Here is an 11,341-nt window from a genome sequence, read left to right as displayed (position 1 = left end):
TCTGTCCTTTTTCTTTTGTGTAAACCCAACACAATTTCCTTTAACAAGGATTAACGATGATTGAGACTTCTTCACTATTATATGCCCTACATTTGTACTGTAGATTTTTTTTCATAGATTTTGGATTTAGTTAACGAACTGATTAAGGGTAAGGACAGGTTTCTCAATCTGTCCTTTTTCTTTTCATAACTTTCCTTCAGTCCTTTCCTTTTTACGCAAAACTTTGTACCTTTTATCGTGTAACTAACCAAGACTGAACGATGGATAATCTGTTTTTGAAATACATGGGTACACGGGAAGGAAAGCAAGCCAAACCTGCTAAAAAGGTGGGGATACCGGGGCCTGTTATTACTATTTCGAGAGAATATGGTTGCCATGGTAAACGCATAGCCGAAAAGCTTTCTGAAATTCTAACCGATAAAAGCCATGCAAGCGGAGAAAACAAACAGTGGAGGTGGATTAGTAAAGAAATACTGGAGCAATCGGCCAAAGAGTTAAAACTGTCATCTTCCCTGGTGAAAGAGTTAAGTGACTACAAACACAGCAGTTTTTTTAAAGACCTGGCACTATTTTTCAGCGAAGACTTCTACCCTGGTAACGCCACCATCAAAAATACCATTGCCAAATATATTTATGACGAGGCCGAACAGGGCTACGTTATAATTGTTGGACGAGCCGGCGAAGCCATTACCAAAAGCATTGATCGCTCCTTTCATATTAAACTGGAAGCACCGCTGGACTGGCGGGCTAAAGTTGTGGCCGAAGAAGAGCACATGAGTTTAAGCGAAGCGAAAAAAGAATGCCTCATTCAAGACAAAAGGAGAGCGATGTTTCGTGACTATTTCGAAAAAGGCCGACAGGATGTTGACTTCTTTGATGCCAAATTGAATTGCCGCGCTTTAAGCGACGATGAAATACTCGAACTACTGGTTATTATAGCCGAAACCAGAAGGTTTGTATAAACCCATAAAGCACCAGTGGCCGTTCATAAATGAACGGCCACTGGTGCTTATTTCCATAGCAAACTTATTCATCTTTAAGCAGCGTTTTCTGTATAATATAAAACAATACCAAACTAGCGCCACCAAACAACAACATCATCGACAAAAACGCCATTTCTTCGGGCATGCCTGAATTCTGGCTAATGCTATTGCCTACAATGATACCCAACGCAACACCTACTAGTAACATACCATACTTTAAGCTTAAGTAATGTTTGGGCTTACCATAATCAAATATCGATGCCTCCTTGCCTGCTGCAATCAATGCTGTGCGTTCCATGCGCCTGTTTCGATAATACGACAAGGAAATAATAACGGCCGCAATACTTCCAAAAAAGACTAAGGGTACTAATACTTCTTCCATAATTGTATATTTTAACTATTTTACATTTTCAACTTCTCTCCCGGAGCGTTCACCTATTGGACGCCAACCATCGCCAAGCGGTTACAAAATTTTTTATTCACTCAATAAACACTGTAAAAAACTATATATCTTGCCATTAAAACCGAATAAGAGTAAATTACAAAACAAAGTGTAACCTACCGCTACACGGTGGCGTCTTATTTGATGAATGAGTGACCCAAGCGACATAAAACTAGTTAAGCTGATACGAGCTGGCGATGTTGGTGCCTTTTCGCAAGTGATAGATAAGTACCAGCACATGGCCTATACACTGGCTAACAGCATTGTTAAAAACCATCAGGAAGCTGAAGAAGTGGCTCAGGATGCGTTTTTTAAGGCCTACCGGTCACTCAACAAATACAAGGGAGATGCTGAATTCTCGACCTGGCTCTACCGGATTATCTATAACACGGCTATTTCTAAACTAAGGAGTCGAAAAGCCGAAACAAAATCACTGGATAGCCCGGAAGCAGATAAACAGAGCCTGTTGAACTTTAGCGATAACCTTAACCGACTAGAGCAGCAAGAGCGGAAGCTCATTTTGAAAAAAGCACTGAAATCTCTTAAGGAAGATGATGCCTTTGTTATTATTCTTTACTACTATAAAGAACTCAGTATTGACGAAATAGAAAAAGCGACGGGCCTGTCCAAGTCCAATGTGAAGATTAAGCTGCACAGAGGCAGAAAGCAATTACAAAGTGCATTGGAACGATTACTGAGTGAAGAATTGAAGTCGTTTATTTAGATGAGAGGTCATGAATAAAGAAAACAAACATAGCGCCGAAGAAACGGATAAGATGATTAAAAATCTGTTTAACGATTTTAGTCTAGAAGAAGCACCTGAATCTATCAAAACAGAAACAATGAACCGGGTGTTTAGCGATTGGACTGAAAATGCAATTGACTATCAGCCCATAATTAATAAGAACAACCGTTGGTGGATAATCGGGGGTTTTGCGGCCCTGCTGGCTATCAGTTTCTTATTCGATGCCTCGGTTATTATTAACTACTGGAACCAAATAAGCTCCAACAACTCCTTTATCGACTTCTCCCAGCTATCGGGCAACCTTGGGACAATAAGCACTGCCATGCAGAAGATGCCGTCCATCGTTTATTTTACAGCCGCCGGCATCATCATACTTATTGGCATTGATCGTTTCTTTAACCGGCTGGCCAATATTTAACAGATATACATCTAAAATAAAAGGGCGAATCGTGATGATTCGCCCTTTGCTATTAAAATATTTCGAACTGATTAAACTATTTGAAAATAACTTAGTAATACAAAAATGTAGTGAGCTGAAACACCGGCAAACAATCCTCCCACTGTGTGAGCCAATAGAGCCTTTGAGGTTAATTCACGAAACTTGAGTGTGTCGAGCATAGCGGTGTGCGTACTTAAGTAACCACTCCAACACATTCCCATCGCTGTGAATACGGCTATTTCGTTGCCACCTACAATACCCTGAGCAATAAAAGCTTTCACCATAGATAAAGCTGCACCCACAGCCCCCAATGAAGTAACAGGAAAAGCAATCAACTCTGGATACTCGAAGCCAAACAATGCTTCAAACAGCCAGTCGATAGAGCCAGCCAGTTTGGGCAAAATCGGCACTCCTTCATAGGCCAGGCCCTGGTAACCAATAGCCGCATCGGCCGGCTTAAAAGTAATAACCATTACCATGGTACTAATTACCAACACTCCGGGAATAATGGCCAGACCAAGATTTACACCTGATTTACCACCATCAAGCATAGCGTTTAGAAAACGCTGAAAAGTACTTCCTTTCGATTCAAAAGATATTTTTTCCTCATCGCCTTCCCCATCAATCGTTCTGTCTGGAGGGATACAGCCTTTTATGAGGTATTGCATCAGTCGGGTAGAAATGACTGCGCCTATCACTGCGCCAGCTAAACCAATCATCGCCCCCGAAAAATAGCCAAGTCCGGTCATAAAAGCCAGTACAATTAATCCCATTCCAAAAGCGGTTCCGAAATTTGTTAAAGAGATCAGTTCGTGCGTTTTAAAATACCGACTGAAGTTCTTGTCATTAGATAAACTGATGATAGCCGGGTTATCCGAGAAAAAAGTCATCAATCCCGCCAGCGCACTCACTCCAGGCAGATTAAAAAGTGGTCGCATCAGAGGAGCCAGCAACACTTCCAGCAATCGAACCACCCCAAACTCAATCATTAAACGCCCTAAAGCCCCGGTTAATACGGTAATCCCCATAATAAAAAACACCGTATTCATCAGCAAGTCGTGGGCTGTACGCATTAATGTATTAAGCAGGTTGGTCACACCCATTACATGACCAAGGTAGCCAAAAAAGGCTCCAAAGAATAATAAGAAGAAGAGCGCCTCGTAGCGGCGTCGTTCAAGATAACCTCGTTCCTTTAATTTTTTTAACGCACTCATTTTGTCTTGTTTTACCGTCCAAAAATAGACATGGGTTCAGCGCGAAAACAAGACGAAAATCACCATTTAAAGATTTTTTTCATGAAATAAATCAAGGTTTTTTAATGATTCATCCGCACTTTTTAACATTAAAACATGGGCGAGGCTACGCAAACTGCAGCATATCAATTAAATTTGCTGCTCACAAAAAAACTACAGAAGAGTACCAAATGCAAAACATTGAACCATTTAAACGCTGGGAAACACTTTATCAGGCTCATACCGATCCCCACTCGCTTTTCTATGGAGAGGTGTATGATGAGTTTTTATGTCGAAATACCATCTACAATCATTACATCCATCCTAATTGGGACGAGTTTGGGTCCAATACACTCTATCTGAAAGTACTATTTGTTAGCTACGAGAAACAGTTTGCCATTATTGAACTAATGGGCGAATGGAATGATTGTCTCTATAATGACATCATGCACCTCAAACGCACAGTGATCGAAAATATGGAAGCTTTGGGCATCAATAAGTTTATATTAATTGGTGAAAATGTGCTCAACTTTCATTATTCGGATGATTCCTATTACGAAGACTGGTTCAACGATCTTGATGATGGCTGGATAATGGCTGTTAATTTCAGGCAGCACGTACTGGAAGAGTTTGACAAAATAAACCTCAACTATTACATCTTGTATGGCGGAAAGCTCAACAGTGTAAAATGGCGCACACAATCCCCGCTAACCCTTTTTACAGCGCTTGAACAGTATGCAAACAGCGCTTTAAACCCCTGATTTCAATTTTCCAGTAAGGAATGCACAAAAAAAAGCCTGTCTGGGGAGACAGGCAAAGAAACATTCTAAGAAAAAAAATTCTAACCTAAACCTCACACACATCCGAATGTTTCTATATTTGGGGACCAGGAGAGCCGTGTAAATATTAGATTCGAAAGCTAAATTACACCCATAATAGCAGGGTGTCAAGTAGACAAGATGAAAAAAAAAGAATTTTAACACTTTTTTTTCAATTAAGTACTTATCTGCCACTGCTTCTTTCATAAAGCGAAGGTGTTTTGTTATTTTTGCACAAAATGAGAGAAGTGATATATCCGGATAGTTTCGAAGACAAAATAAAGTTTACCCGCATACGTGAACTGGTTAAAGAAAGCTGCATGAGCGGCTTAGGGCGTGAAGTGGTTGATGCTATGAACTTTAGTACCAATTTTGAGGAGATTGAACTCAACCAATTGCGCACCAACGAATTCAAGCGTGTCTGCCTGGAGGAAGATAATTTCCCCAGCGGCTATTTTATAGATGTCAGGGAACCGCTGAAACGGATACGGACAGAAGGGCGATTTATGGACGAAAGTGAACTGTTCGACCTGAAACGCTCCTTAAGCACTATCAATGATATTTGTCGATTCTTCAACAAAAAAGAAGAGGAAGACTACCCCAAGCTAAAGGAACTGGTAGCCGAAGTGGCCGTTTATCCGTTTATACAAGATAACATAGACGGTATACTCAACAAATTCGGAAAAATTAAAGACACCGCCTCTCCCGAGCTGGCCCGCATCCGTAAAGAGATATTTAACAAACAAAACAGCATATCGCGCAGGCTAAGCGCCATCCTGAAACGGGCCAAACAAGACGGCCTGGTGGATGCTGATGTAACCGTTTCTATTCGCGACGGACGAGCTGTTATACCTGTTCCGGCGGCAAACAAGCGCAAACTGGGAGGTATAGTACAAGATGAGTCGGCCACCGGTAAGACCTCTTTTATTGAGCCCGCCGAAGTGGTGGAGATCAACAACGAACTGCGCGAGCTCGAATATGCGGAGCGCAGAGAAATGACGCGCATTTTGATTGAAATGGCCAATGTGATTCGCCCATACATTGATGATTTACTGCAGTCCTACCAGTTTATGGGTACCATTGATTTCATCAGGGCTAAAGCGCGCTTTGCCATCAGCATTAATGCCCTGCTGCCCAACTATAAAAATCAGCAGAATTTTGACTGGCGAAATGCCGTGCATCCGCTCCTCTACCTGCAGCATAAAGCTGTTAATAAAGAAGTAGTGCCCTTAACTATTGAATTATCCGATCCCAAACAGCGTCTGCTGCTGATATCGGGGCCCAATGCGGGTGGTAAATCCGTTTGTTTGCAAACAGTGGGTCTGCTGCAGTACATGTTCCAGTGCGGCTTGCTGGTGCCGGTTGATGAAGGTTCTACAATGGGTATTTTCAAGCACCTGTTTATGGATATGGGGGATGAGCAGTCCATCGAAAACGACCTGAGTACCTACAGCTCCCACCTGTTTAACATGAAACTCTTTTTACGGTATAGCCAGCAGGAAACACTGATACTCATTGATGAGTTTGGTACCGGAACGGAACCCATGCTGGGTGGCGCCATTGCTGAAAGTGTGCTGGAGCAACTGAATAAACAGAAAGTATACGGTGTTATTACGACGCACTATACGAACCTGAAACACATGGCCTCGCTCACCGAAGGCATCGAAAACGGAGCCATGCTCTTCGACACCGGCCGGATAATGCCGTTGTATAAATTGCAAATTGCCCAACCGGGCTCCTCCTTTGCTTTTGAAATAGCCCGAAAAATAGGCCTACCCGAAAATATTTTATCCAGTGCCAAAGAGAAAATCGGGCAAGAACATGTGGACTACGACAAAAACTTGCGCGAGATTGTGCGCGACAAGCGCTACTGGGAGCAGAAACGGAACACCATCCGCATCAACGAAAAAAGACTGGCGGATGTATTGGAACGCTATCAGCTGGATTTGCAGAACATCAAAAACGAACGAAAAGAAATACTTGACCAGGCTAAAGCAGAAGCACAGCACCTGCTGTCGAACGCCAATAAGGAGATAGAAAATACCATCCGCACCATTAAAGAAACTCAGGCCAATAAGGAAAAAACCAGGCTGGCCCGTCAGAAACTGGAATCTTTTAAAGAGCTGGCAAGCGACAAAAAGCAGAAAGATGAGCAGATAGAGCGAAAAATTCGTCAGATTGAGGAGCGGGAAAAACGCAAGGCCAACCGCCAAAAGAATAAGGCAGATGAGGAAAAGGTAGCGGCCAAGCTGCGCCCTAAAAAGGTAGAAACGCCCATACAGGTGGGAGATAATGTGAAGCTCAAAGGCCAAAACACCCCGGGTGAGGTCATGAAAATTCAAGGTAACGAGGCTACAGTAGCCTTTGGCAGCTTGAGTACCACCGTCAAAATGAATCGCTTGGAGAAAGTAGCCGGTAATGCTGTTAAACGGGCAAACATTGCTAATCCGACCGCATCCATATCTAATGTAGGTGATAAAGTAAGAGAGCGCAAATTGAATTTTAAACCGGATATAGACGTGCGCGGCAAACGGGCGGAGGAAGCCATACAGATGGTTTTGAACCACCTGGACGAAGCGGTTATTTGCGAAGTGTCGGAGGTGAAAATACTGCATGGTAAAGGCAACGGCATCCTGCGCCTGATGATACGAGAGCAGCTGGATACACTGCCTTTTGTCAGCTCATTTCGCGATGAGCATGTGCAGTATGGAGGCAGTGGCATCACCATTGTTGAAATCGGGTAACGGGAGTTCTTAAGAAGGACGGTAGCCGCCTTTCATAAGGTAGGCAAGCAGGCCCCTCACCCGCCGGATGCTTTCTCACAGAATATCTGTATAATTCATCCCCCTTCGCCAAGGGGAAAATACACCTACTTGAAGGATTGAATTATACCTGATAATAATTATAGGCATTTATCATTGTTGATAAGTGCCTTTTTTTATTTCTTAGAGTTCAAATACTAAATCTGCTAAACTATGAAACATCTTCTTCCCCTCAGCCTGATGCTGATGCTATTGGCATTCGCGTCATCGGCCTTTAGCCAGAACACAACGCTTGAAAGCATTCTGCAAACCAATGATGAAAACCTGCGTCACCGGCTCGACCGACTTGAAAAAATGGTAGACGACCTGATGTGGCATGAGCGACTGGGCGACATTGCCTATGTTGATAAAGTGTACATGTATGGCCCGCCTAAATGGAAAGAGAAAAACCCCACAGCACTGGGTGCAGGCAATCCGGTAAAATTCTGGTCGTACCTCTTCTTCCCCAAAAATCTGGATACGAATAAAACATACCCGCTGATGGTACTACCCCATGGCGGCGTTCATGCCGATTTTACGACCTACTACACGCACATTGTGCGCGAGCTGGTAAGCCAGGGATATGTGGTGGTAGCCGCCGAATACCGCGGCAGTACAGGCTATGGTAAAGGCCACTACGAGAAGATTGATTATGGTGGACTGGAAGTAGAGGATGTATATTCCAGTAAAAACTACATGCTCGAAAACTATTCTTTTATCGACAAAAACCGGGTAGGTATTATGGGCTGGAGCCACGGTGGCTTAATCACCCTTTTCAATATTTTTGAGCACCCCAACGATTATGCGGTAGCTTATGCCGGCGTTCCGGTGAGCGACCTGGTAGCCCGCATGGGATATTACGACGACGAATACCGGGCCTTGTATGAGGCCGACTATCATATTGGCCAGTCGGCCCACCACAATGTGGAAGAATACCGCCGGCGCTCACCGGCCTGGAATACTCATAAGTTTAAAAACACCCCCTTGCTTATACACACCAACACCAACGATAACGATGTGCATGTGCTGGAGGTGGAGCACCTGATTAAATCGCTGAAAGCCGATAATAAACAGTTCGACTACGAAATATACCAGGCTGTGCCGGGCGGTCACTCGTTTGACCGAATGGATACCAAAAAAGCCAAGGAGATACGGGTGAAGATATACAAGCACATGAACCAGCACCTGAAGCCAGAGAAACCATTTAACAACCTGCAGGATATCCAAAAGGCCGGATACAAATTTTAAACAAGTAAGGGTTTCTCCATACAATGAAGGTTCTATGGGAAACCCTGCTCCTCGACCCTCTCAATGACCTTGCGCCAAGTTTTGCATTTCGCATAACGGTGGTCACCATGAACTTCAAAATAACATTTTAAATATTAACCTTAATCCATAGAAATGAAAGAGCTAAAAACAAAGTCAGAAGGCGTTAACCATTCAGCAGTTGATATAGGAAACCTGGATGACATTAAGGATTACACCTATATCCATCCGAAAACTCATCAAGAAATAAAAGGGAAAGTGTTTGTTGGCGAACAGTTAAACTCCAGCAGTGCCGAAATATCTTTCACCACCTTGCCTCCTCATGCTGAAATGCCCTTTTTTCATCAGCACAAAAACAATGAAGAAGTATATGTAATATTAAAAGGCTCAGGCCAATTTCAAGTGGACGATTCGGTTTTTGACGTCTCCGAAGGCACTGTCATACGAATTGCTCCCGAAGGAAAAAGAATTTATCGAAACAATTCTGATTCGCCACTATCCTTTCTTTGCATTCAGAATAAACAAGGATCGTTGGAGCAGTTTTGCGTTGAAGACGGCTTGCTGGCTGAGGGAACGAAGATGTGGACAGAATAAAACAATCAGATAGCTCCTGGTTTGACCGTTTGGGTAATTAAGCACCTGCTATGAAAACACAAGCCTAAAGTGCATAACTCACGTAAGCCATGCAACCTCTTGTTGCATGGTTCGTTCGCTACAAAACAAGAAAGCTGTTGAGCTAAATAAACTATTCAATGAAAAAAACCACAAAACTATGAAGCATAAAACACTACTGGTTAATGAAAAAGAAGTAAAAGGACACACCTGGTCGAAGGCCGAGGAAATAGAACATTGCAGAAAGAAATTAATTGATGCTGAGCACGTCAATAAGTTGTATTGCGATGTCTATGAAATCCCGCCCGGGAAAGCCAATTGGCCACTTCACTTTCATACTTGCAACGAAGAGGTTTTCTATATTACTGAGGGACATGGAGAGGTCGTAACAGAAAATGGCGTATCGAAGGTTAAGCCGGGCGACATTTTAAGGTTTCCGGCCGGAGAAAAGGGGGTGCATCAATTGAAGAATACCTCAGATAGTGAAACACTAAAATATTTAGACGTTGGAACAAATGTCTTTCCGGATGTTGTATTTATGCCCGCCGATAAGCAGATTGAGTTATTTGAAGGGACATCCGGACAGGATAAAATTTGGTCGTATAACGATTAGTAAAAAATAGCTACAGACCCTCTCCTTTCGTGTTTCTCCCTAAAGGTAGAATTATCGCACAGATTAACGGCCTCAGGAGAAAGCACCGAAGGCGATGGAGATATTTTTGCAGATACAGTCAATCAATCGTCACCTGCGCCCAAACAATCGCCTCCTGAACTCGAGCAATAACCATCTACACTGAAACAATGGCTGTTGACAGCCAAACAAACGGCATTTATATACAGGCAATGGCAGGCTACAATGGCACAATGACTATCTGCAGAGACGCAAACGGCCCTTACATTCCAACATAGCAAAAGCAGTATAACTGCTGAATAGGAAAATGGCAACTACCAAAACCTGATAACACTACCTCCCCTTTTGGTGTGTAAAGTGGAGTGTTTTTTCTGTTAATAACTTACCACCAAACAATAATCATGTTGTTAATTATTGTAACTTAAAGTGCTCATTAGAGCGAAATAAAGGATGGGATTGTTTATATGGCAGTTGCGATAATAGCGAACTAAGCTAGTTAAACAAGGTATGACACCATTAATTGCAGTTCCCATAGCTCTTTTGCCTATTCTCATTAATAACTTTAATAACATCAGAGCCATTCGAACTGAGATAAAATCAAGAGGTAATATGTAGCATGAAATAACGCTCACGTAATCCGGGTCAATACATCGGGCCTAACTGAAAAGCACTCCTACAATCCGTTAGAAAAATAGAATTAACGATGATAACTAAACTGACAAGGTTACTACTAATATTATTCTTTGGTCCAATGTTCAGTTATACTGCAACAGGACAATCAAAAATAAAAGGACGTGTTCAGTCTTCGATCTCACAATTAAGACCAATTACGGAAGTCTATATCAAAATACTCAATATAGATAGACCTGTTATCGACCGAATGGTAATGGCAGACAGTTTAGGATATTTCCAATTTGAAAATCTAGAACTGAATAAAACCTATAGACTTGAAATTTCTGCTTTTGGATATGATAGGCAACTATTGGAAGTTGAGACAACTAAAACAATCAATGATACAACATTAGTAATAGAAGCAAGTTGTGAATATAGCAAAGAACAAGCTGACAATGATTGGAAAAATGGGATGGCAAAATTACTAATTATCGGTTCTATTGCACCAATAGCAAATACACCTGAAGACAAATTATTTGAGAAGAAATATGGTGTAGAATTTTATGATTTTGGCTGTACACCACCTATTGATGAATGTATTAAGCTGTATAATGAGGGAATATTTGAATTATTGGACAAGAAATTTGAAACTAATTGGAGAAATAAAATCCGAACAGATGTAGAATATCTATAAAACATAACGCTTTACAACAATACTACATAAAGCCCTGCGTTCGCAAGCACCCACAAATAGGCACCA

General features: G+C 42.2%; 11 protein-coding genes. 9 read left to right on the top strand and 2 right to left on the bottom strand.

Annotation, left to right across the window (positions count from 1 at the left end; translation table 11 throughout):
* Window positions 1–260 precede the first annotated feature (260 nt).
* Window positions 261–962 (top strand): cytidylate kinase-like family protein, encoded by a 702-nt coding sequence (locus ACSX1H_RS11780; protein WP_439184170.1) that lies wholly within the window; start codon window positions 261–263, stop codon window positions 960–962.
* Window positions 963–1,026: 64 nt separating this feature from the next.
* Here ACSX1H_RS11780 and ACSX1H_RS11775 read toward each other — a convergent pair whose 3' ends face one another.
* Window positions 1,027–1,365: a DUF6249 domain-containing protein gene (locus ACSX1H_RS11775; RefSeq protein ID WP_439184169.1), complete on the bottom strand. Its 339-nt coding sequence runs from the start codon at window positions 1,363–1,365 to the stop codon at window positions 1,027–1,029.
* A 208-nt stretch (window positions 1,366–1,573) separates the two neighbouring features.
* On the opposite strand from ACSX1H_RS11775, the gene ACSX1H_RS11770 reads away from it, so the two are divergent.
* On the top strand, window positions 1,574–2,149 hold the full coding sequence (locus ACSX1H_RS11770; protein ID WP_439184168.1) for an RNA polymerase sigma factor: 576 nt from the start codon (window positions 1,574–1,576) through the stop codon (window positions 2,147–2,149).
* 10 nt (window positions 2,150–2,159) lie between these two features.
* Window positions 2,160–2,588: a hypothetical protein gene (locus tag ACSX1H_RS11765; protein ID WP_439184166.1), complete on the top strand. Its 429-nt coding sequence runs from the start codon at window positions 2,160–2,162 to the stop codon at window positions 2,586–2,588.
* A gap of 71 nt (window positions 2,589–2,659) precedes the next feature.
* Here the strand turns inward: ACSX1H_RS11765 and ACSX1H_RS11760 are convergent, their stop codons facing one another.
* Window positions 2,660–3,823: a CD0519/CD1768 family membrane protein gene (locus ACSX1H_RS11760; RefSeq protein ID WP_439184164.1), complete on the bottom strand. Its 1,164-nt coding sequence runs from the start codon at window positions 3,821–3,823 to the stop codon at window positions 2,660–2,662.
* A 209-nt stretch (window positions 3,824–4,032) separates the two neighbouring features.
* On the opposite strand from ACSX1H_RS11760, the gene ACSX1H_RS11755 reads away from it, so the two are divergent.
* From ACSX1H_RS11755 to ACSX1H_RS11730, 6 genes are all read left to right on the top strand, one after another.
* A complete protein-coding gene (locus tag ACSX1H_RS11755; RefSeq protein WP_439184163.1) occupies window positions 4,033–4,602 on the top strand; it encodes a hypothetical protein in 570 nt (189 codons plus the stop codon).
* A gap of 296 nt (window positions 4,603–4,898) precedes the next feature.
* Window positions 4,899–7,403 carry an endonuclease MutS2 gene (locus ACSX1H_RS11750; protein WP_439184161.1) on the top strand — a complete coding sequence of 835 codons (2,505 nt, stop codon included), beginning with the start codon at window positions 4,899–4,901 and terminating at the stop codon, window positions 7,401–7,403.
* Between the two features lie 231 nt (window positions 7,404–7,634).
* The gene (locus tag ACSX1H_RS11745) at window positions 7,635–8,708 is read left to right on the top strand and encodes an alpha/beta hydrolase family protein (protein ID WP_439184159.1); all 1,074 of its coding nucleotides are present in this window, start codon (window positions 7,635–7,637) and stop codon (window positions 8,706–8,708) included.
* A gap of 153 nt (window positions 8,709–8,861) precedes the next feature.
* Window positions 8,862–9,320 carry a cupin domain-containing protein gene (locus ACSX1H_RS11740; RefSeq protein ID WP_439184157.1) on the top strand — a complete coding sequence of 153 codons (459 nt, stop codon included), beginning with the start codon at window positions 8,862–8,864 and terminating at the stop codon, window positions 9,318–9,320.
* Between the two features lie 178 nt (window positions 9,321–9,498).
* Entirely contained in the window at window positions 9,499–9,951 is a 453-nt protein-coding gene (locus ACSX1H_RS11735; protein WP_439184155.1) for a cupin domain-containing protein, read from the top strand.
* A 721-nt stretch (window positions 9,952–10,672) separates the two neighbouring features.
* Complete coding sequence (locus ACSX1H_RS11730; protein ID WP_439184153.1) at window positions 10,673–11,275, top strand: carboxypeptidase-like regulatory domain-containing protein; 603 nt, start codon at window positions 10,673–10,675, stop codon at window positions 11,273–11,275.
* Window positions 11,276–11,341: the final 66 nt, after the last annotated feature.

The organism is Carboxylicivirga taeanensis, from assembly GCF_051851475.1.
In the GTDB taxonomy this organism is placed as follows: Bacteria; Bacteroidota; Bacteroidia; order Bacteroidales; family Marinilabiliaceae; genus Carboxylicivirga; species Carboxylicivirga taeanensis.
Note: the sequence above shows the minus strand (reverse complement) of the source record. Positions and strands in the feature narration are given on the sequence as shown.

Coding starts and splice junctions, on each gene's coding strand:
- ACSX1H_RS11780 (WP_439184170.1), top strand. CDS start 261: ATGGATAATCTGTTTTTGAAATACATGGGTACACGGGAAGGAAAGCAA.
- ACSX1H_RS11775 (WP_439184169.1), bottom strand. CDS start 1,365: ATGGAAGAAGTATTAGTACCCTTAGTCTTTTTTGGAAGTATTGCGGCC.
- ACSX1H_RS11770 (WP_439184168.1), top strand. CDS start 1,574: ATGAGTGACCCAAGCGACATAAAACTAGTTAAGCTGATACGAGCTGGC.
- ACSX1H_RS11765 (WP_439184166.1), top strand. CDS start 2,160: ATGAATAAAGAAAACAAACATAGCGCCGAAGAAACGGATAAGATGATT.
- ACSX1H_RS11760 (WP_439184164.1), bottom strand. CDS start 3,823: ATGAGTGCGTTAAAAAAATTAAAGGAACGAGGTTATCTTGAACGACGC.
- ACSX1H_RS11755 (WP_439184163.1), top strand. CDS start 4,033: ATGCAAAACATTGAACCATTTAAACGCTGGGAAACACTTTATCAGGCT.
- ACSX1H_RS11750 (WP_439184161.1), top strand. CDS start 4,899: ATGAGAGAAGTGATATATCCGGATAGTTTCGAAGACAAAATAAAGTTT.
- ACSX1H_RS11745 (WP_439184159.1), top strand. CDS start 7,635: ATGAAACATCTTCTTCCCCTCAGCCTGATGCTGATGCTATTGGCATTC.
- ACSX1H_RS11740 (WP_439184157.1), top strand. CDS start 8,862: ATGAAAGAGCTAAAAACAAAGTCAGAAGGCGTTAACCATTCAGCAGTT.
- ACSX1H_RS11735 (WP_439184155.1), top strand. CDS start 9,499: ATGAAGCATAAAACACTACTGGTTAATGAAAAAGAAGTAAAAGGACAC.
- ACSX1H_RS11730 (WP_439184153.1), top strand. CDS start 10,673: ATGATAACTAAACTGACAAGGTTACTACTAATATTATTCTTTGGTCCA.